General features: G+C 43.4%; 19 protein-coding genes. All 19 read right to left on the bottom strand.

What is annotated here, in order from left to right; genetic code table 11:
- Window positions 1-31 precede the first annotated feature (31 nt).
- On the bottom strand, window positions 32-1225 hold the full coding sequence (locus Q7J41_RS16135; RefSeq protein ID WP_304889463.1) for a glycosyltransferase: 1194 nt from the start codon (window positions 1223-1225) through the stop codon (window positions 32-34).
- Between the two features lies 1 nt (window position 1226).
- Complete coding sequence (gene wecB, locus Q7J41_RS16130) at window positions 1227-2351, bottom strand: non-hydrolyzing UDP-N-acetylglucosamine 2-epimerase (protein WP_304889462.1); 1125 nt, start codon at window positions 2349-2351, stop codon at window positions 1227-1229.
- 4 nt (window positions 2352-2355) lie between these two features.
- Window positions 2356-3465, bottom strand: coding sequence for a capsular polysaccharide biosynthesis protein CapF (locus Q7J41_RS16125; protein WP_304889461.1), 1110 nt, complete (start codon window positions 3463-3465; stop codon window positions 2356-2358).
- A complete protein-coding gene (locus Q7J41_RS16120; protein WP_304889460.1) occupies window positions 3465-4484 on the bottom strand; it encodes a polysaccharide biosynthesis protein in 1020 nt (339 codons plus the stop codon). Before Q7J41_RS16120 ends, Q7J41_RS16125 begins: the two co-directional genes overlap by 1 nt.
- Window positions 4485-5717: a glycosyltransferase family 4 protein gene (locus tag Q7J41_RS16115; protein ID WP_304889459.1), complete on the bottom strand. Its 1233-nt coding sequence runs from the start codon at window positions 5715-5717 to the stop codon at window positions 4485-4487. It abuts the gene before it with no gap.
- A 21-nt stretch (window positions 5718-5738) separates the two neighbouring features.
- Window positions 5739-6596, bottom strand: a complete 858-nt coding sequence (locus tag Q7J41_RS16110) for an NAD-dependent epimerase/dehydratase family protein (protein ID WP_304889458.1) — start codon at window positions 6594-6596, stop codon at window positions 5739-5741.
- Between the two features lie 152 nt (window positions 6597-6748).
- Entirely contained in the window at window positions 6749-7384 is a 636-nt protein-coding gene (locus Q7J41_RS16105; RefSeq protein ID WP_304889457.1) for a sugar transferase, read from the bottom strand.
- A gap of 32 nt (window positions 7385-7416) precedes the next feature.
- On the bottom strand, window positions 7417-8226 hold the full coding sequence (locus tag Q7J41_RS16100; RefSeq protein WP_304889456.1) for a tyrosine-protein phosphatase: 810 nt from the start codon (window positions 8224-8226) through the stop codon (window positions 7417-7419).
- Window positions 8183-10015 (bottom strand): nucleoside-diphosphate sugar epimerase/dehydratase, encoded by a 1833-nt coding sequence (locus tag Q7J41_RS16095; protein ID WP_304889455.1) that lies wholly within the window; start codon window positions 10013-10015, stop codon window positions 8183-8185. The genes Q7J41_RS16100 and Q7J41_RS16095 overlap by 44 nt, the downstream gene beginning before the upstream one ends.
- Window positions 10016-10551: 536 nt before the next feature.
- Window positions 10552-11445, bottom strand: coding sequence for a hypothetical protein (locus Q7J41_RS16090; RefSeq protein WP_304889454.1), 894 nt, complete (start codon window positions 11443-11445; stop codon window positions 10552-10554).
- Window position 11446: 1 nt separating this feature from the next.
- Window positions 11447-12103: a class D sortase gene (locus Q7J41_RS16085; RefSeq protein WP_304889453.1), complete on the bottom strand. Its 657-nt coding sequence runs from the start codon at window positions 12101-12103 to the stop codon at window positions 11447-11449.
- A 57-nt stretch (window positions 12104-12160) separates the two neighbouring features.
- Window positions 12161-12802, bottom strand: coding sequence for a hypothetical protein (locus tag Q7J41_RS16080; protein WP_304889452.1), 642 nt, complete (start codon window positions 12800-12802; stop codon window positions 12161-12163).
- 103 nt (window positions 12803-12905) lie between these two features.
- Window positions 12906-13727, bottom strand: coding sequence for a CpsD/CapB family tyrosine-protein kinase (locus Q7J41_RS16075; protein ID WP_304889451.1), 822 nt, complete (start codon window positions 13725-13727; stop codon window positions 12906-12908).
- Window positions 13727-14425, bottom strand: a complete 699-nt coding sequence (locus Q7J41_RS16070; protein WP_304889450.1) for a YveK family protein — start codon at window positions 14423-14425, stop codon at window positions 13727-13729. The genes Q7J41_RS16075 and Q7J41_RS16070 overlap by 1 nt, the downstream gene beginning before the upstream one ends.
- Before the next feature lie 509 nt (window positions 14426-14934).
- Window positions 14935-17538, bottom strand: coding sequence for an ATP-dependent chaperone ClpB (gene clpB, locus Q7J41_RS16065; protein WP_304889449.1), 2604 nt, complete (start codon window positions 17536-17538; stop codon window positions 14935-14937).
- Window positions 17539-17730: 192 nt separating this feature from the next.
- Window positions 17731-18384, bottom strand: coding sequence for a hypothetical protein (locus Q7J41_RS16060; RefSeq protein WP_304889448.1), 654 nt, complete (start codon window positions 18382-18384; stop codon window positions 17731-17733).
- A gap of 459 nt (window positions 18385-18843) precedes the next feature.
- On the bottom strand, window positions 18844-20814 hold the full coding sequence (locus Q7J41_RS16055) for a sodium-translocating pyrophosphatase (RefSeq protein WP_304889447.1): 1971 nt from the start codon (window positions 20812-20814) through the stop codon (window positions 18844-18846).
- Between the two features lie 52 nt (window positions 20815-20866).
- Window positions 20867-21094, bottom strand: coding sequence for a preprotein translocase subunit SecG (secG, locus tag Q7J41_RS16050; protein WP_304889446.1), 228 nt, complete (start codon window positions 21092-21094; stop codon window positions 20867-20869).
- A gap of 125 nt (window positions 21095-21219) precedes the next feature.
- Window positions 21220-22755: a 2,3-bisphosphoglycerate-independent phosphoglycerate mutase gene (gpmI, locus tag Q7J41_RS16045; RefSeq protein WP_304889445.1), complete on the bottom strand. Its 1536-nt coding sequence runs from the start codon at window positions 22753-22755 to the stop codon at window positions 21220-21222.
- Between the last annotated feature and the right edge of the window lie 173 nt (window positions 22756-22928).

Genomic DNA, 22928 nt, shown 5'->3' with positions numbered 1-22928 from the left:
ATCCTCCAATAACTTTTACTAAATTTTAATTTTATTCTATACTAAAGTACAAATTCAAATATTCTTCAAACCTACTAGTTTTATCATATAATGTAGCTCTATTAATACATTTATTTTTTGTAACGCCAATATTTTTAAATTCTAATATAGCATCGTACAATTCACTTACGTTTCCCTTCTCTACTATCGTTCCACATTCTTCATCAATACTTTCTCCGCTTCCACCCGCATTAAATGTTATTACATATTTTCCACAAGCTAATGCTTCAAGATTAGTTGTAGGAAAATTATCTTCTAAGGTAGGATTGACAAAAATATCTGAATTTGAATAAATCTCAGCTAGTTCTTTTGTACTATTGGTTCTAGTGATTCCGAGAATATTACAAGGTAAATCTGATTTCTGCTTCTTAGATAAACCTACGAGCACTATAATTTCATCATGTTTCAATTTTTCTGAAAGTTTAATAAAATAATCATATCCTTTACGTTTATCCCAAATATTTGCAACACCTAAAATTATGAATTTATTAATCAAATTGTATTTTTTTCTAAAATTACTTTTTGTTGGTTGAAACATCTTTAAATCAATTCCATTATTAATAACTTTAATCGCATAAACATTTAAGAATGAATCTTTAACTAAACCCGCTAACCATTTCGAAGGTGTTACTATTGTTAAATTTTCTATTCCAGTAAAAATACTTTTTTTACTGGAATAGTTTTTCTTTGAATCTTCCCTAAAAAGGCTTTTCGGATACTCTTTCTTTTGAGGACATTCATAGCATCCTTTTTTCCATTTTTCGCAATCAATATAATCAAAATATGTACAATGACCTGTAAAAGCCCAACAATCATGAAGTGTCCATATAACAGGTTTGTTAACTTCTTTTAGATACTTAAATAGCAATTCAATATTAATATAGTAACCATGGATATTATGCAAATGAATAATATCAGGATTGTATTCTTTAGACTTTTTTATAAATTCTTTTGTAGCTTTTATAGAAGCAAATCCATGGTTATCAAATAACCTTGTTTTTATAACATGCATGTTATTATCAAGGTTAGTTCCGATCTTTATAGTATTTATTCCTTTAGGTGCAGTTCCTCTCCCATAAGCAATCAAACATTCATGACCTTGCTCCTCTAAAATTTTGTATAAGTCAACAGCTATTCTTCCTGTGCTTCCATAACCACATACAGAATTTATCTGTAATACCTTCATTTTATTTACTCCACACAACCCGATTTACATAATCAGTATAAGATAGTATTATTCTCAATACTTTCTCCGATACATTTGGCATGCTATAGTCTTCAACATACCTTAATATACCTTCACCTTGAGTTTCTAATATTTTCAACCCCTGAAGAATCCGCTCTTTTTTAAGCCCAACCATCATAACCGAAGCCTCTTCCATCGCTTCCGGTCTTTCGTGAGCCTGTCTAATATTCAGTGCCTTAAAACTAAGAATAGAAGATTCTTCGCTAATAGTACCACTATCACTAAGAACTGCCTTCGCTTTTGTTTGCAGTTTAATATAATCATTAAATCCTAATGGTTTCATCAATATTAACAATGGATTAAACTCAATTCCTTTAGCCTCAATCATCTTTCTGGTTCTCGGGTGGGTACTCATTATCAAAGGTATTTGGTATTTTTCGGCGATTGCATTCAAACTATCAACCAAATCCAGGAAATTCGTTTCTGAATTAATATTTTCTTCTCTGTGCGCAGAAACCACAAAGTATTTTCCTTCTTCAAGCTCTAATCTTTCTAAAACATCTGATTTTTCAATGTCTTCTTTTCTGGAATTAAGCACCTCAAACATGGGACTGCCTGTTTTGATAATGCGATCCGCTGGTAAGCCTTCTCGCAGTAAATACTCTCTTGCGATATCACTATAAGTTAAATTGATATCCGCTGTATGATCCACAATCTTTCGATTGGTCTCTTCCGGGACTCTCTGATCAAAACAGCGATTACCTGCTTCCATATGAAAAATGGGGATATGGCGTCTCTTGGCAGCAATGGCTGTAAGGCAACTGTTGGTATCGCCCAGTACTAGAAAGGCCTCCGGTTTGACTGCTTCTAGTATCGGATCTATCTTTACTAAGATATTACCAATCGTCTCTACAGCTGTCCCAGTGGCCGCATTTAGAAAATAGTCCGGTTTCTTTAAATTAAAATCCTTAAAAAAAACTTCATTGAGTTCATAATCATAATTCTGCCCGGTATGGACAAGAATATGTTCGATTGCTTCTGATTCATTTAGTTTATTGATCACTGCCGAAAGTCTGATTATCTCTGGTCTTGTCCCGACAACTGTCATCACTTTTAATTTTTTCATCTGTCTATACCTCCCAAAAGTAAGTATCTGGTTTTTCGGGATCAAACGCCTCATTGACCCACATAATGGTCACCATATCGGTAATACCCAGGTTCTCAATATTATGGGTATAGCCCGTTGGGATATCCACAACTTCCATCTTGTCACTACTGACAAAATAGGTTAATACTTCCTGCGAATCTACTTTCCTAAAGCGAATGACACCTGTTCCGCTTACAACCAGAAACTTTTCATTCTTAGTATGATGCCAATGGTTGCCTTTGGTAATCCCGGGCTTTGAAATGTTCACCGAGACTTGACCGCGATCGGGAGTACGAATAAACTCTGTAAAACTACCCCGGTTATCCGTGTTCATTCTTAATGGATAAGAAAACTGATCTTTCGGCAAGTAACTTAAATAGGTGCTGTAAAGCTTCCTGGTAAACGCATTCGACATATCCGGAATAGACCGTTCTTCTCGACTGTTTTTGAATGAAACGATCAAGTCTACAATTTCACCCAGGGTAATCGTATGAACAATAGCCACTTTGCAAAAGACCTCAACCTTATTCTCGTTTCCATTTAGTGCATTGATTAACTCATCAACCACATCATCGATGTACACCAGATTCATCATCGCACTGGGATCATTTACCTGGATCGGTAGACCATGTGCAATATTATAACAAAAGGTTGCCACGGCACTGTTATAATTTGGCTGACACCATTTACCAAATACATTGGGGAATCTATAAACAAGTACCTTTGCTCCGGTTTCCTTGCTATACTCAAACAGCAGATCTTCGCCTGCCTTCTTACTCTCACCGTAAGGATTTTTTAATTCCGCTTGAATTGAAGATGAAATCATCACCGGGCAAGTGTTTTTATGCTGCTTAAGTGCGTCTAAAAGAGTTGATGTAAAACCGAAATTACCTTCCATAAATTCCGCCTGATCTTTTGGGCGGTTCACTCCTGCGAGATGATAAACAAAATCTGCCTCTCGACAATATTTATTAATTAGAGCTGGTTCGGTTTCTCTGTCGAACTCAAAAATATCATGATACCCTCGATTGTGAAGTTCTGCAATTAGGTTTTTACCGATAAAACCGTTCGCACCGGTGACTAGAATTTTCATTAACGCTTCCAACCTTCCAGCTCATTGATGACATAATCAAGCTGTAGTAACCTAGCTTTAATCTGTTCGACATTAAGTCTAACCGTATTATGTGAGTTGTATTCTTCTTCTGAAGAAAGCTTTTGATCTCCTTCGACAAAATATTTGTCATAGTTTAGATCTCTTTTATCAGCAGGTACTTTATAAAAACCGCCCATATCCTTGGCCACCACATGTTCTTCTTTGGTAAGGAGGGTCTCGTATAGTTTTTCACCATGACGGGTGCCAATGATCTTGATCTCATTATCTGCATGGAAGAGTTCTTTTACTGCCTGTGCAAGATCAGCAATGGTTGAAGCAGGTGCTTTCTGAACCATGATATCGCCAGCTTCGGCATTTTGAAATGCAAAAACAACCAGTTCAACAGCTTCCTCAAGACTCATTAAAAAACGTGTCATATTAGGATCAGTTACTGTTAATGGCTGGCCGTTTTTAATCTGTTGAATAAATAATGGAATAACCGAACCTCTTGATGCCATAACATTACCATAGCGGGTACCGCAAATTAGGGTTCTATCTGGATTTACTGTTTTTGCTTTAGCAACAAAAACTTTCTCCATCATGGCTTTTGAGATACCCATAGCATTAATTGGATACGCTGCTTTATCTGTTGACAGGCATATCACTTTTTTGATCCCCATTTCTATCGCACCAGACAATACGTTATCGGTACCTAACACATTCGTTTTAACAGCTTCTAATGGGAAAAACTCACAGGAGGGTACTTGCTTAAGTGCAGCGGCATGAAAAATATAATCCACCCCATGCATGGCATTCTTTACACTGGCAATATCTCTTACATCACCGATATAAAATCTGAGTTTGTCACTTTTATAGATTTTTCTCATATCATCCTGTTTTTTTTCATCACGAGAGAAAATCCGTATTTCTTTAATTTCAGTATTTAAGAATCTTTTCATCACTGCATTTCCAAAAGATCCTGTTCCACCGGTGATTAATAAAATTTGATCTTTAAACAATTAGCTTTCCTCCAGTACCGCTCTATTTCCAAAGTAATGATCCATTCTATCTAATAGTCCTTGTTTATCAAAATTCTCATCATAATACTTACGGGCATTTCTACCTAAATGCTTGAGTTCGTCTTTATCTTTACTTGCGAGTTCAATAACCTTCTTGGCCAATTCTTCGGCATTCCCTGGTATGCTGCATACACCACAATTCGATTCAATTATGATCGTTTCTGTTTCGCCTGCCGCTGATGCAATACTGGGAATACCACAGGCCATATATGTTTGCAGCTTGGCCGGTATTGTCATTGCAAACAGGGGACTGTCTGTTAAACTAAGTAACGCCGCATCGCAGGCTGCCATAAACTCTGGGATTCGATTGGCTGGCTGCTTCGGGATAAAATTAAACATATCTGTTAACCCTTGTGATTGCACGATTCCCATCAATTCGTTCTTATATCTGCCATCTCCAACAATATTAAATCTTATCTTCTTATCTGTCTTCTCTTTAATCACTCTTGCTGTCTCGGGAAGAATATCAAGACCTTGTGCCGTACCAATGTTCCCCGCAAATATTATTTCAAAGGTATCGCCTTTTACTATTTCGGGAATACTAATTTCTTCAATTGGGATATAAAAGTCTTCGGCATATTGCGGCCAGTACTCAATTTTATCAATTGAGACGCCTCTATTATGAATCGAATTGACAAAACTCTCTGACGTTGTAAAGATATGGGTACATCTTTTATATATGTAATCCACCATTTTCCCAATGGCGCCAATGATTTGCTTGTTCTTGATACCGGTAACAATTTCGACATTCTCCGGCCATAAGTCCTGAACATACAGATAACAGGGGATCTTCCGCTTCTTCGCGTACCATACCCCCGGCAATGCTTGCGTCATTGGCGATACTTCAAAGATAAAAACGTAGTCAGCCTTAATTTTTGTGAAACATTTCCAAAAAAAACCTGACACTACGAAAGATAAATAGTTTAGCGCCAGCATCATTGCATTATTACCTCTGGGGATCAGTGGAATTCTTAAAATATTGATACCATTATAGATTTCTTTTCGCTTTTTGAAAAGTCCATAGCCATCGTAATATTTACCTTGCGGATAGTTTGGTATTCCGGTGACTACTGTTACTTTGTATCCCCTGTTCACCCACTCAGTGCAAATATCATTAATACGAAACTGTTCAGGGTAGAAATACTGTGCGATTACTAAGATGTGTTTTTTCAAATTATTATCCACCCTTCTGAATTATTTCTCAGTCATCTCAATCGATTCCCTGAAATCTCTAATTCTGTAATTCGCCAGCTCGTAATGACTTAACGACTTTTCATAAACCAAATTTCCAAAAACCTTATTAACGATCTCAATTCCAAACACCAATTTCAAAAACGGATAAAACATCCTGGTCATCCAGATTTTTTTTCCATGAACTTCTGCGATCGTTTTAACGAGATGACTGGTCTTAACGTACTCTTTGTTCTGTGGGAAGAACACACCGGCATCTTGATGATCAACGATTACCTTAATAAACTCACAAAGATTATCAATATGGAGCATACTGCGCTCATTTTCAAAATCAGGAAAAATTGGTGTTTTCTTTGCCAGACTTGCCAGTCGGGGATAATTTCCTTTTGATCCTTTACCATAGATCATTGGCGGCCTGAGTATTACAATCTTGAAACGATCCGTTGCTAGCGTTCTGATACCTTCTTCTGCCTGAAGTTTACTGTTGCCATAAAAGTTACACGGCATAGGTACCGTGTCCTTATCGATCACTCGCTTTTTTCTATTGCTGTCACCATACACAATAATGCTGCTCATAAAAATGAATTGTTTTACCCCTTCAGCCCGGGCTTTTTCTGCAGTATGGATTGTCAGATCTCTATTCACTTGGTAATAAAGCGCTTCCATCTTAGGATCAGACGAGACATGCGCAATCCCGGCAACATGAAAAACCACATCATAACCAGAAAAGTCCTGCTCTTTCCATGACCCGTCCTTCATATCAATTGTATCAACTTGATATTTATCTGGTTCTTTCATTAACCAGCTTTCCAGGGAAGTGCCGATGTAACTATTTTTACCGGTGATTAGTATTTTCTTCATTTTATCAAAGTTACCTCAAAATTCTATGGTCTAAAATCATTCTGATATCTCCATTGATCACTACTACTTCCTATTTTATCGATAAATAGCTATTTTACTCAGAACTAGTGCCGATTCAACATCGGCACTAGTTCTGAGTAAAATTCAGTTGATTAAATGGTAACATCCCGTACTTCAGATTTTTCATTCCTATTTAAAGAGCCCGTTCCACCTTCCACAACCCCATCCTTAGAAAAAACACACCCTATTGTACAAAAGAAACATCGGACATCCAGCAGAAGACTTCGGCGCTCCACATACTCTCCATCCAGTCTCGCCTTCACTTCAATCGGCAACTCATCCCGCCCATTAATTTGCGCCCAACCAGTTAAACCCACCGGCACATCATTCGCCCCATACTTATCCCGCTCGGCAATTAAATCATACTGATTCCACAGCGCTGGCCGCGGCCCGACAATGCTCATTTCACCTTTTAAAATATTAATAATCTGGGGTAGCTCGTCCAGGCTAGTTTTTCGCAGAAATTTGCCCATTCGGGTAATATACTGATCGGGATTAGCCAGTAGATGGGTGGCCACATCCTTGGGGGTGTCGGCCAGCATAGTGCGGAATTTCAAAATATAAAAATGGCTTTTATGGATACCGACCCGTTTTTGTTTAAACAGCACCGGACCCTGAGAATCCAGCTTGATGGCAAGGATCAGAATCAAAAACAGCGGGCTTAAAAGGATCAGCCCTAACAAGGAAAGAATGATATCCACACTTCGTTTAATTGTCGCATAAACCATAATTGTTACTCCTCATATCATTTAAACAAAACTTACCCGATCTGCACTTGCTTTTTCCAGATCCCCAACAGACTCTTTTTTCGCTGCGGGACTTCTTCGTAATAGCAGGGTTCCATCGTTTCAATTTTTTCATTGACCAGCACCCGTTTGGGGTTTTCTTCCAGCAATTTAGCGACCCGTTTTTCGCCCACCAGTTTCCTGGCTTCATCCAGAGCCGCACCAAAGCGCTCATAAGCTTTGATGGCATGGGCATCACTGGCCAGAAAGTGAACCATGTTGTGAGTCAGCAGAATTTCGGCGGTGGCCTGGGCATCGCTGCCGTAATGGCCAATCAAGCTGAGCAGATTAAGCTGGGCCAGGTTGCCATCCTGGATCAACCGCACCAGAATATTGGGATCATTCTGGATAAACTCGTAGCGTTCCGGATGCGCCAGAATGGGAATATATCCCCGGAGCCGTAACTGATTGAGAAAAACCGTAAAGCTGTAGCAGTCCAGTGAATGGCGCATGGTTTCCACCAGCAGATAACGGCTGTTGTTCAGGGTGGTGTAATAGCCTTTTTCCAGTTGCTCCAGGGTATCCTGAGAATAGAAGACCTCATTGCCTAAAAACAGAAAGATCTCCAGACCCGCTGCCCGGACAGCCTGCTTTAATTCTTGTAGAATAATTTTATTTTTGTCAATGCTGGATGCCATATCATTATCGGGATAAAAGTGGGGCGTCAGGATAATCCCCTGAATGCCCTGTTGTTGTGCGCGTCTTATCATTGCCAGGCTTTCTGATAGGGTGTCCGCCCCATCATCCACTCCCGGCAATAAGTGTGCGTGTATATCGATCATCATGAATCCCTTCTTTGACGTTTTCTATTTCGTTTTCTCTTGCCATTTCTATTGTAACCGGATTATTTCGGTTTGGCAAGTAATCCGGCACCAGGGATTTAAGCTGCTGGATCACGTCTTCATCGCTGCCGGTTTCGGCACAATATTTGAGCCGCCGCAATTCTTCATCAATCCACTTTTTATCAAAGGGCCAGATGTTTTCCACAAAGATATCATCATGCTTGGTGGAATCAAAACTCTTGACATTATAGGATAATTCTTCGTAAAGCTTTTCACCGGGACGCAGCCCGGAAAAAACAATTGGGATATCAAGATAGGGCTCCAGACCGGACAGCCGAATCATCTTTTCGGCCAGATCAATAATTTTGACTGGTTCACCCATATTCAGCACAAAGATCTCGCCGCCTTTGGCGATACTACCGGCCTCCAGCACCAGCTGGGTGGCTTCGGGAATGGTCATAAAAAAGCGGGTGATGTCTTTATGGGTAACGGTTACCGGACCCCCGGCGGCGATCTGATCTTTGAAAACCGGAATCACGCTGCCGTTGCTGCCCAGCACATTACCAAAGCGAACGGCGGCAAATTCAGTTTGATTGGTTTTATTATAGGTTTGGATCAGCATTTCACAAATCCGTTTGGTTGCCCCCATCACATTAGTTGGTTTAACGGCCTTATCGGTGGAGATCTGGACGAATTTCTCAACCTGGTATTTGACCGCCGCATCCAAAAGATTTTTGGTGCCAAAGACATTGTTTTTGACCGCTTCTTTTGGGGTTTTTTCCATCAGCGGCACATGCTTATGCGCTGCGGCGTGGAAGACCACCTGCGGTCGATAGCTGTCAAAGACATCGTCAATCCGTTTTTTATCGCGGATCGAGGCGATTTCCAGATCAATGCTGGTGCCGCTACAGGTGCCTTTCGCCAGAAAATTTTCCAGTTCCAGTTCCAGATGGTAAAGGGAGTTTTCATAAATATCGACAATGATCATTTGCTTGGGACAATAACGGATAATCTGGCGACAGAGTTCCGAACCGATCGAGCCACCGCCGCCGGTAATCATCACCCGTTTGCCGCAGATAAAGCTTGAGATCTGTTCTTTATTCAGCTGCACCTCATCGCGGTTAAGCAGATCTTCAATCTGCAGATCACGCAGGCGACTGACGCTGACGTTATAATTAAGAATCTCATCGAAGCTGGGTAAGATTTTAACCGGCACCTGGGTTTCATTGGCCAGTTCGGCCACCGCTTTAATGGTTTTGCTGTGCACCGCCGGACAGGCGATAATAATCAGTGTGACATCGTAGGCTGTGGCGATTTCTCTAAACGCATAGCGGTTTCCCAAAATCGGGATGCCCTTGACTTTCTTATGTTCTTTATGGGGATCATCATCTAAAAAACCGACAATCTGATAGCGCCTGGTTTTTGAGTTGATCATCAGATCCTTAACCATCGCAATGCCGGCTTGACCGGCTCCGAAAATCAGCACCCGTTCTTCACTTTTGCAGTCGGCGCTGGCTTGTTTCAATTTGATTCGCCGAGCCAGGCGATAGGTCACCCGGATCATCCCGACAAAGATCAGGTCAAACATCAGATTAAGTACCAGTACCGATGCCGGTAGGCTGGCACCGATTATTCTAAAGCCGATATCGGTTAAGGCATTAGAAACAAAGGCGACAACGACAATTTGCAGCATCTCTTCGATGCTGGCGTAGCGCCACAGGGTATTGTACATGCCAGAGACCAGATAGATAAAAAGTTTAACCAGAATCCCGCCGATTAAAAATTCACTCATGTTCCAGAACACCCCTGGGGGGATAATAAAGTTAAATCTGAGCAAGTATGAGAGATAATAGGAAACAGAAAAGGCTATCAGGTCTAACACCATCAACGCAATTATTCGATTCATGCGATCTTTTTTGGATTTTGACATCATTCTCTCCCAACTTTTTCTTTAAATATCTAAACATTACTTAAGTTTTGTTTAATTTTATCATAAAAAAAATTGAAAAACAATCTGTGGCATGTTGTGTGCCATGATTTTTTTGTTTTTTTTGAAAATGAGTTGCTATAAATTAGTTGGGTTTTTTAGCAGATGTCAATGTTTCTTGATTTTTAACCGCAGCGCAATCGCACAAGGGGACGGTTCTTTTGTGTCCTCCAGTAAAAAATGACTGATGGTTGACACAAGAAAAACCGTCCCCATGTGCTTACTCTTTTGTATCCTCCAGTAAAAAATGATTGATGGGTGACACAAGAAAAGCCGTCCCCATGTGCTTACTTCTACTTTTGACACAAGAAGAACCGTCCCCCTTTACTTAGTCCTTGCCCTTACTTTTTACTTTGACTGGTTGATTTGATAATTTGTTTGCGGCGATATAATAGATAGCCGACCATCAGCAAAATTCCGATGATTAAAAACAGTGCCTGCATCAGGTTCCATTTCGTCAGCATCGAATCGATGGTGCGTTCCAGCACCCAGGTGACGTAGCTATCTTTTAGCCCGACCCGGCCGGCTACGTTCATAAACGCAACGACAATGCCAGGAATCAGCAACACAATGGAGCTGACTAGCAGGGCTGAGCCTGACCACCAGAGGGTTCGCATCCGATGATTTTTATTGGTCAGCCATAACAGCAAGACCAGCACCAGCGCTGCTACAATCAAACCCAGCTCGGCCAGCCGTATTTTACTGAGGACTTGCTGAATCTTTTTATCGGCACCAACCTGTTTCAGCAAGGCCGGATCGATGATCATCGTATAGTTTTCAATCCGGGTGCCTGACAAACTGCTGATCCGCTCGACTTCAGCGGTCAGGGTTTCGTTATAGGGCTGGTTCTTTTGTGCGGCATAGTCTTTGGCATAGCTTTCAATATTGGTTTTCAGCTTGGTGGTATCATATTTTAAGCTATAGTCCTGACTGTTTCCCCGCAGATAAGCGATCATTTCTTTGACCGCCGTTTGGGTATAGTCTTTAATTTCTAAATCGGTGACGGCACCGGTCAGCACCTCGCCGGGGATATTGGTATAACGAGCGACCTCTTCCAGACCAAAATCAATCTGTTCCTTGAGCTTGTCGTAATAGGCTGGGGTGTTGGCATACTCATAATAGGAAATCGGGTTTAGTAAAATGGCATCCAGAAATAAAATCGTCTGAAATGCGATTAACACCATTCCCAGTAAAAAGGCCAGCAGGATTCTGAGGATATCTTTTGCGATTGCCATCTTAGACACCTCCCCAGGCATTTTCCGGCCCGGCTATCAAGCGACAGCGGACGATGTACCGCTGCGTGGTTTCCCCGATGAAATCAAAGGGGTAGCAGGTCAGCAGGGTTAACACCTCATTGGAAGTTGCCAGCACATACTGTTCGTCTTTTTCGGAAATAATGACGGCATCCACCATCTCGTAGACAAAGACCCCGCCGGAGGTCTCCAGGGTGATCTGATCGCCAGGGATCAAAGTACCTAATTTGGCAAAATGGGTATTGCGGTGAGCACTAAAAACCACATTAGAGCCCTCACCAGGCAGCGCCGAGCCGTAAAAATGGCCGATCCCCTTGCTCAGAATATCTTCAGTATCACCCTGATAAAGGGGCCCCATTAAACCAATTTTTTCAATTTTCAGTTTTCCGAATTCCTCGCCAAAGGAGGGAAATTTCCCCGCTGCGGTGGTGACTGTCTCGCCATTATCGATTAACCGTTCATCGACTAAAAACATTCTGGCCATTGAAAAGGCGAAATCGATATAGGGACGGCAGGCTAATGTCAGGACAATCAACGTCACGCATAAAAGAAAAATAGGGGCAAACCATAATGCCCCCACCTTACTTTTTCTTTTGCTGCGAGAGGACCTGTTGTAACTGTTTGTCTTCTCTTTTATCATCTCATTATTCTCTCTATTTTTTATTTGGTATTGATTGACGCATCGTTATTGATCGAATTAAGATTGAATCTTACTTTTGCGATACAGCACAACACTTATCCCGATGGTTAGTAAACCCAGCAGCCCGGCAACGATAAACAGTCGGTTATCCAGCCCGGTTTTTGTGATCACCGTGGTTCCGGATGCTGCGGCTTTAACTTCTGTCGTGGCCCCGCCATCGACGGCTACTGTTCCGGCTGTTCCCGCTGAAGATGATGCTGCGGCGACGCTGGTGGCGTTGCCCTGGATCGTTGCCGATTTTTGGGATTCCGGATCGTAAACCGTAACAGTGGCTCCACCATCCGGTTGCGTAGCTACCTCGGCGACAACATAGTCGGCGGCTCCACAGGCGGCATCAAAACAGCCTTGAATGGCCATCATATCAGCATCGGTCAGACCGCCATTGGCCATCCCCTGCTGGAGAATCCCTTCAGCGGCATAGATATTCCCGCAGATGGCATCGGCCGATTCCTGGGTCAGTACCTTATCCGAATCTCTTAAAAAACTGGTGATCTGCGATGAATAGGAACCCGGTAGCGATGATCCCTGCACTGCCCCAATGACCTGATCATTGGGATTGGCAAAAACCACTGACCCGGAAACCAAAAACAATCCTAGCACCATTAATGCCATAACAAGTTTTGAATGTGTTCGTTTCATTAAACCCTCCTTCGTTTTTTTATCAGTTTGAGTCATTCTAGCATTTTGATTAAACGGATGTCAACTAGCGTGTTGCTGTTTGATTTTAAGATCTTTGCTTTGCTCAAATTTTTTGTTCAACGCTGGCGGCCTCGGGATGCTTCTCGATTGTCTGCTCAATACTGGTCTTAGCGATTCCTTTGCCCCATTTTTTCTTTTCTTTTTTTACTTTTTCTTTTTTTGTTTTTTTATTGGATATATCTTCATTGCCATAATAACCATAGGCGCTATAGTAACCGTATTTTGAAAATCTTTTTGAGACCGGCACCTTGTTGGCGACGATCCCCACCACGTGGGCGTTGATTTTCGCAAAGGTATCCAGTACGTGGAGCAGTCCATCGCGATGCACCGCTCCCAAAGAAGCCAGGACAATATAGCCGTCGACCACTGGGCTTAAAACCGCCGCATCGGTAACCATCCCCAACGGCGGGGTATCCAGCAGGATATAGTCAAAATGTAGTTTTAATTCCGTGATGATTTCGGCCATCCGGCGGCTGGCCAGGATTTCTGAGGGGTTTGGTGGAATCGGTCCGGCCACAATCGCAAACAGATTAGGCACCTCGGTGCGCTGGAAGGCATCTACGGTTTTAATTTCTTTTAATAATAAGTTGGTTAAGCCCGTAGCGTTATTCAGTTCAAAACGGCGATGAATCTGGGGCTTTCGCAAATCGCAATCGACGATTAAAACCCGCTTGCCACTTTGACAGAGAGTCACCCCATAATTGGCCAGGATGGTACTCTTGCCCTCGCTACCGCCGCTGCTAGTTATCGCCAGCACCTTGCGTTCATTATCAATATCGGAAAACAGCACGTTGGTTCGCATGTTACGAAAAGCTTCAGAAACTGGGGATTTCGGTGTTAAATGAGTAACGATTGTCTCTTGCATTACTTTCCTCCCTTTAATGTCAATTCGTCACAGTCGGGGATGACGCCAATAATTGATACATCGCCGGCCAGATTTTTGAGCTGATCGACGGTTTTAACGGTGGTGTTCAAGGCTTCTTTGACAAAAATGATCCCGACACTGATGATAATCCCCATCAGAAAGGCAATTGCCATGTTTAGTTTTAAATTAGGCCCTACCGGGGAGCTGTTGACAACCGCCTCGTCGACGATCTGGAGATTATTAATCTTCATCAGTTCCGCCACGTTGGTCATGAATTTTTCGGCCGTTTTATTGGCGATCGATGCGGCCAGCACGGGATCTTCGGTGGTCACGCTGATTTTTATCAGTTCGGTATCATTGACGGTGGAAACAGTGATCATTTGAGCCAGTTGACCATCGCTGAGGCCTAAATTCAGGGCTGAATTGACCTGGGTCATGACCGATTTGCTTTTGGCAATCTCGCTGTAGGTTCCCACCAGTTGTTGATTGATCCGCAATTCATTGGCTGTATCTGAGACGGTACTGGTATAACCTTCCGGCTTTCCGACAATCAGGGTGGTACTGCTGTTATATGTTTTGTCAATTAAAAACGTGGTGCCGACCGCTGCTAGTGTCACAAAGACCAGGACAATGATAACAATCATCTTCCAGTTTTCCTGCAACAGGTCAAGTATCTCTCTTAAGCTTATTTCTTCCATTCACAATTCCCTTCTTTTTAGGCATTTTAAGCGCAAGTTTCGCACAGTCGTTGCGCACAAGGGGACGGTTCTTTTGTGTCGGTTGATTGAAGAATATGATGGTGACACAAGAAAAACCGTCCCCTTGTGCTCCACTAACTTCAAGAAAAACCGTCCCCTTGTGCTCCACTTACTTCAAGAAAAACCATCCACCTGTGCTTACGTTTTACTTACATTCTAATTCGTCCTTTAAAAGTATATATTAATAAATCGTTTGAGGCAACTTTTTTTTATGGGGGATTGTTAAATTTCACTCGCGCGGACTGGACGGGGGACGGGCGCACAAGAGGCGCACAGGGGGACGGTTCTTTTGTGTCGGTTTATTGAAAAATATAATGGTGACACAAGAAAAACCGTCCCCCTTTGCTTCGCTTACTTCAATAAAAACCGTTCCCTTGTGCTTAGTCAGTGATCGAAAAAAGAGACCAACTTATTTTTGAAGGTAAGTTGGTCTCTTTAAAATTTAAAGTTTAGGCCATGTAGAAATCGCCGTTGGGGTCGACATCAATGGTAATGTCTTGTCCTTCGTGGACGTTGCCTTTGATGATTTCTCTGCCGACCATCGTTTCGATGTGTTTCTGCAGATAGCGTTTCAGCGGTCGGGCGCCATAGGCGGGGTCAAAGCCCATATCGATGACGGCATCGATGGCTTGCTTAGTCAGGGTGACGGTGATGCGGCGTTCTTCCAGACGTTTCTGCAGATCTTTTAGAAGCAGGGTGACGATCTTGCCAATGGCTTCTTTATTGAGTGGTTTGTACAGCACGACTTCATCAATCCGGTTTAAAAACTCCGGCCGGAAATAGCTCTTTAGTAAATCCATCACGGCGGCTTCGGTTGTTTCGGTAATTTCGCCATCGGCATTGATCCCTTCCAGCAGATATTCGGAGCCGATGTTAGAAGTCATGATGATAATGGTATTCTTGAAATCGACGGTTCGTCCCTGAGAGTCGGTAATCCGACCATCATCAAGAATCTGCAGCAGGATATTGAAAACATCCTTATGGGCTTTTTCGATTTCGTCCAGTAAGATAACAGCGTATGGTTTACGGCGGACGGCTTCGGTCAGCTGTCCCCCTTCTTCATAACCCACATATCCCGGAGGTGCGCCGATTAACCGGGAGACCGAGAATTTTTCCATGTACTCACTCATATCAATGCGGATCATGTTTTCTTCGGAATCAAAGAGCGTGGCGGCCACAGCTTTGGCCAGTTCGGTTTTACCAACCCCGGTGGGACCTAAAAACAGAAAGCTGCCAATTGGGCTGTTGGGATTTTTGATCCCAGCCCGAGAGCGGATGATGGCATCGACCACTTTAAGGATCGGTTCTTCCTGACCGATGACCCGTTGTTTTAGGGTATCTTCCAGAGCCAACAGTTTTTCGCGCTCACCGGATACCAGTTTACTCAAAGGGATGTTGGTCCAGTCAGAAATAATTTCGGCAATTTCTTCTTCAGTGACCTTTTCTCGCTTGAGACTATCTTCATCGCCTTTTTCATCAGCTTTTCGTTTGATTGCTTCGATTTTGGCGGTTTTCTCAGGAATTAACCCATACTCCAACTCTGAAGCCTTGCGGTAATCGCCTTCGCGGATGGCTTTTTCCCGTTCGTAGGTGAGCTGATTCAATTCTTCTTGCAGGGATTTTAGGGTATCAGCCGATTGCTTTTCATTCTCCCATTGCATGCTCATAATATTGAAGCGTTCTTTATATTCAGCCAGTTCTTTCTGGAGCCGTTCCAACCGTTCCTTGCTGAGGGTGTCCTTTTCTTTTTTTAACGCCACTTCTTCAATTTCCAGCTGCATCATCTTGCGTCGAACCTCGTCCATTTCCTCAGGCATGGAGTCCATTTCGGTGCGGATCTTGGCACATGCTTCATCGATCAAATCAATCGCTTTATCGGGCAGGAAGCGGTCGGAGATATAGCGGTTGGACAGGGTGGTAGCAGCTACCAGGGCCGTATCGAGAATCTGAACCCCGTGATAGCGTTCATAGGTGTCCTTTAAGCCCCGGAGAATTGAAATGGTATCTTCAACCGTCGGTTCATTGACCAGTACCGGTTGGAAACGACGTTCCAGCGCCGGGTCTTTTTCGATATACTGGCGGTATTCGTCGAGGGTGGTGGCACCAATACAATGGAGCTCACCGCGAGCCAGCATCGGCTTTAACATATTCCCGGCATCCATGGCGCCTTCAGTTTTTCCGGCGCCGACGATATTGTGGAGCTCGTCAATGAACAGGACGATTTCGCCGTTGCTGTCGACGACTTCTTTTAACACCGCTTTGAGTCGTTCTTCAAACTCACCCCGGTATTTAGCTCCGGCTACTAGGGCGCCCAGATCGAGCGCAATAATCCGTTTGTCTTTGAGACCCTCTGGCACATCGCCTGCCACAATTCGCATTGCCAAGCCTTCGACGATGGCGGTTTTACCAACTCCGGGCTCACCAATGAGCACCGGATTGTTCTTAGTTTTTCGGCTTAAAATCCGAATCGCATGGCGGATTTCGGCATCGCGGCCAATGACCGGATCCAGTTTATTATCAATGGCATCCTGAACCAGATCATGACCATATTGGTTGAGTGCCTCGTAGGTGACCTCGGGATGATCATTAACTACCCGCTGCCCGCCCCGGACTTCTTTTAAGACATTTTCGATTTCTTTTTTATTAATACCATAGCGTTCCAGGATCTCCACCGTCTGGGATTTCTTGCCCAGACTATAAAGCGCCAGTAAGATACACTCCACCGAAATATACTGGTCATCGAGTTTTTTTGCTTCTTTATAGGATTCGTTCAAGACCTTGTCGGTGTCGGCGCTGACATAGACCTTTCCCTGTTCCCGACCGGGCCCTGAGACACTGGGTTTCTTGCCGATTTCTCGGCGCAACTCTTCGGCAATGGTGTGGGAGTTCTTGCCCAGCCGGTCAAAGATTCGCCCGACTACCCCATTTTCCTGGGTAGTCAGTCCCATCAACAGATGTTCCGGTTCGATTTCCATGTGATTGTACTCTCCGGCGATCAGTTCCGCCGTTTTGATTGCTTCTAATGATTTTTGGGTAAATAAATTCATATCCATAATTGTACCTCGTTTCTAAAAATCGCACATGGGGACAGTTCTTTTGTGTCCTATTGTTAAATAATATATTGTTGACACAAGAAAAACCGTCCCCTTGTGCTTACTGCTGTGTTAACACGAGAAAAACCGTCCCCCTGTGCTCCACTTGCTGACACTAGAAAAAACATCTCCTTATGCTCCACTTGCTTTACTTTAATCGTGGTTGTTTTTTTTGTAATCTTCTCGATAAATGGCTTCCAGGACGCTGAGGAGCTCTTTGGCTTCGGCTTCATCGACTTTGGAAAAATAGACATTCATCGCCCGGTCGATCATTTTTAAATAGCGGGTCAGGTTGTCGGTGACGGTTTCGATGTCCTGGGTCAGTTCGCCCTCATCTTCAAAGGCCCGGACAAATTTGTGATTGGTTAGATTTTCTGCCAAATCTCCATGATCCGCTCGCTGGGCTTTTTCAATGCCGGCAATCAGCTTGAAAAATTCATCAAAATGATCATTCAGATTTTCAGATTTGGTTCGGGAACTGATTTTCAGTACCGCATATTTGCCCCGCTTGCTACTGATAAATTCATAGCTGTAGCGCACCTTGGGCCGGTACTTATATTTCAGACTTTTGCCGAATTGAATGCTGGAATTTTTATTGATCTGACTGACCGATAGGGTGTCGCTGAAATTTTCGTCCAGTTGTTCCAGAATTTTCTGGATTTTCTGTTCCGGCGTCACCAGCCCGATTTTTTCAGCCAGGATATCATTGATCAGTTGGGAGCGGTTGGTATTATTCTCATAGGCAATCTGGTCTATTTTTTCGACTATTTCGTCAAATAGCATTAAACTGTATACACTTTTTATCATATCATCACTCCTTTTATATAAATTATAATTCTATAATATTATTCAGTCAATCGATTTATGTATTTTGCGTTACAATTTTAAGTTTGTTTCAAGAATCGCATGCGCTTCGCACAAGGGGACGGTTCTTTTGTGTCAGTTGATAAAGATTATAAGGTTGACACAAGAAAAACCGTCCCCTTGTGCTTACTTCAACTTTTGACACAAGAAAAACCGTCCCCCTGTGCTTACTTCAACTTTTGACACAAGAAAAACCGTCCCCTTGTGCTTTGCTCACCTACTGCTTACCCAAATTTTGTTCGCTTAACCTCAGCCATAACTAAAAAAAGACCTGAATGCGGTGATTGCATTCAGGTCTCGTTTTTCAGGCGCACAGGGGGACGGTTCTTTTGTGTCCCATTGTTAAATAATATTATGTTGACACAAGAAAAACCGTCCCCCTGTGCTTCACTTTGACTTAGTTTAGATTAAGAATAATGGAGCAAATACCAATGATACGATGGTCATCAGTTTGATTAGAATATTGATGGAAGGTCCGGAAGTATCCTTGAAGGGATCGCCAACGGTATCGCCAACTACGGCAGCTTTATGGGCATCACTGCCTTTTCCGCCATGAGCGCCGCCTTCAATATATTTCTTGGCATTATCCCAGGCACCACCAGCATTTGCCATAAAGATGGCCATTAATACCCCGGTAACCAGAGCGCCGGCTAAAAGTCCACCGAGTGCGTCAGCTCCAAGAATCAGACCCATGGCCAAAGGAGCAGCCACTGCCATTAAACCAGGGACGATCATTTGACGGAGAGCAGCAGCGGTAGAAATATCAACGCATTTTGCATAATCCGGTTTTTGTGTGCCTTCCATAATTCCTGGGAATTCGCGGAACTGTCGACGCACTTCTTCGATCATTTCATTGGCCGCAGAACCAACTGCTTCCATTGTTAAGGCCGAGAACAGGAATGGTAACATCCCCCCGATAAACATACCAATGATAACATTTGGGTTTAAGATATCAATACTTTCTAAACCAACTGTTTGAGCATAAGATGCAAACAGGGCTAAAGCAGTAAGAGCAGCAGAACCAATGGCAAAACCTTTACCGATGGCGGCTGTGGTGTTACCAACAGCATCCAGCTTGTCGGTGATTACACGGACTTCTTTAGGCATTTCGGCCATTTCCGCAATCCCGCCAGCATTATCGGCAATTGGACCGTAAGCATCAACGGCAATGGTCATCCCGCAGGTAGAAAGCATTCCGACCGCTGCTAAAGCAATACCGAAAAGGCCGAAAGCTGCATAAGCAACGAAAATTGCGACTGACATCGCTAAAATCGGGAACATCGTTGATTTCATCCCGACAGCTAGACCACTGATAATGGTGGTAGCCGCTCCAGTTTCTGATTGCTGAGCAATGTGTTGAACTGGTTTATAATGTTCTGATGTATAATATTCGGTTAATTTACCAATAACAATACCGACTGCCAAACCGGCGACAATCGCAATAAATGCTGAATATCCGCCTGTAAAGTAGTTAGATAAAAAGAAAGAAGCAACAACAACCAGAATACCACTGACATAGGTACCCATGTCCAGCGCTCGTTGCGGGTTTGAACCTTCTTTACCACGAACAAAGAATGTCCCGATGATTGAAGCAAAAATACCGGTTGCTGCTAAAAGCATTGGGAATAAGATCCCATTATAACCATCAAGAACAAGTACGCCTAAGGTAATGGCTGAGATAATTGAGCCAACATAAGACTCAAATAAATCCGAACCCATCCCAGCAACATCACCGACGTTATCACCAACGTTATCAGCGATAACAGCGGGGTTACGGGGATCATCTTCGGGAATACCAGCTTCAACCTTACCAACCAGGTCAGCGCCGACATCGGCAGCTTTGGTATAGATACCACCACCAACACGACCAAACAGCGCAATCGAAGATGCACCCAGACCAAAACCGGTTACAATGGTCACATCACCAAATAATAAGTACAGGACGCTGACGCCCAGTAAGCCCAGTCCAACAACACACATACCCATAACAGCACCACCGGAAAAAGCCACTGAAAGGGCTTTGTTCATCCCGCTTTGCGCAGCTGCATTGGCAGTTCTGACGTTGGCTTTAGTGGCTACCTGCATACCGAAGAATCCGGCCAGGATTGAAAAAATAGCCCCAACCAGGAAACATATTGCGGTTGTTAAGCCTAAACCAGGTGTAACGGTTAAAATAACAAATAAGACAGCGACAAAAATTGCGATCATTTTATACTCACGTTTTAAGAATGCCATGGCACCTTCGTGGATATATCCCGCGATCTCTTTCATTCTGTCTGTACCGGCGTCAACTGCAGTTACGCGTTTTGCAAAAATAAGCGCAACAAGCAACGCCACGACTCCAATAGCTGGAGCCAGAAACAATAATTCCATTCTCAATTTCCCCCTGTAAGTTTTTGCATCTCTCTAAATCAGATGCCTGTTATTATACGATTGAATAAACGAATGCCGACAACATGAATAAAACGCCGGAGATTTTGGTTGCTTTTTCTAAAACACCTTCAAATCCCTTTGCTTTTTTCTTTCCAAATAAGGTCTCAGCACCACCTGCGATGGCTCCTGACATCCCTGCTGTTTTTCCTGGCGACAGAAGTATCGCAGCAACAAGAACCAGGCTGGAAATTATTAAAACGACCAGTAAAGCTTCTTTCATTAGTATCACCTCCGTAAATAATCGTGCACGTTATAATATCATAACCAAAAAACATTTTCAATCATAAAAAAAGTCTCAGTCGAGACTTTTCCTATGTAAACGGTCACAGCTTTTGTATTTTTACTTTATTCGGCCTTAATTAGCGTTTCACCAGTCATTTCGACCGGTTTGGGCAGTCCCATCAAATCCAGTAAGGTGGGAGCGACATCGGCCAGCCGGCCATCATCTCTCAGGGTCACATTGCCAGCACCGAGGAGAATGCACTTGACCTGATTGGAGGTATGGGCGGTAAACGGCATATGGGTTTGATAGTCGATCATTTTTTCAGCATTGCCATGATCGGCGGTGACAATCACCTTGCCGCCTTTTTCCAGAATCGCCGTAATGACTTTTTTCGCACATGTATCAACCACCTGAACGGCTTGCTCAGCGGCTTCGAAAATGCCGGTGTGGCCAACCATATCGGCATTGGCAAAATTGAGGATCATCAGCTGATATTTTTCGCTATCTACCGCTGCCACAGCTTTATCCGTCACCTCATAAGCACTCATCTCCGGCTGCAGATCATAGGTTGCCACGTGGGGCGAAGGCACCAGAATCCGATCTTCCATCGGATATTGCTTTTCCAGGCCACCATTGAAGAAATAGGTCACATGAGCATACTTTTCGGTTTCGGCAATACGCAGCTGCGGGATGCCGAGATTGCTGAGATATTCGCCTAGGGTATTTTCGATGGTCACCGGTTTATAGGCGATCGAGACATTTTCAAAGGATTTATCATATTGGGTCATGGTGACAAAATTCAAACCCAGAAAGCCGGTTTTGCGCTTAAATTCCTTAAACTCCGGATCGATAAAGGCGCGGGTTAATTCCCTGGCCCGGTCGGGACGGAAATTAAAAAAGATAATCGTGTCGTTGGATTTGATCGCTTTGTCTTCGTCGGTATCAATGATGGTTGGCAGGACGAATTCATCGGTGATCTTCGCCGCATAGGTTTCTTCCATGACTTGCCGAGCCGATGCGGCGTGATTGCCGGCTCCCATCGTCATGGCATCATAGGCTTTTTCGACCCGATCCCAGCGATTGTCACGATCCATGGCATAGTAACGACCCATGACAGTGGCGATTTTCCCCACTCCCAATTGAGCCATCTTAGCTTCCAACGATTTGATATGGCCAATCCCGCTGTCAGGGGCGGTATCCCGGCCATCCATCAGACAGTGGACATAGACCCGTTTTAAGCCCTGTTTTTTGGCCAGGTTCAGTAATGCGTAAAGATGGCATTCATGGCTGTGAACCCCACCATCGGACAATAAGCCCATCAGGTGCAGCGCACCATCGTTTTCTTTGGCTGAGCGAATACCAGCTAGGAAGGCGGGGTTAGTAAAAAAATCGCCATCTTCGATGGATTTGGTAATCCGGGTCAGTTCCTGATAGACGATCCGGCCAGCCCCCAGATTTAAATGGCCAACCTCAGAATTACCCATCTGACCTTCGGGCAGACCAACGCCAAGGCCACTGGCGGTGATTAGGGTATGGGGATAGACCTGGGAGATAGTGTCCAGAAACGGTGTTTGGGCCTGTTCAACGGCGTTGCCCTCAGTACATCTGGTAAAGCCGTAGCCATCCAGAATAATCAGGGCAGTTAAATTTTTATTCATATGATCACACCTTTCGGTCAAATATTGATTAAGATCCATAACAAAACTACCGTGAGCTTCGCTGCCAGTTTGCACGAAACAATTTCTACACTGTACGTCGTACAGTCTATCGACTGTTCGCCTACACGTTACAAAATTGTTTGTGAAACTGACATCAAAGCAACCATTGTTCG

The organism is Acetobacterium sp. (assembly GCF_030652775.1).
GTDB lineage: Bacteria > Bacillota > Clostridia > Eubacteriales > Eubacteriaceae > Acetobacterium.
Note: the sequence above shows the minus strand (reverse complement) of the source record. Positions and strands in the feature narration are given on the sequence as shown.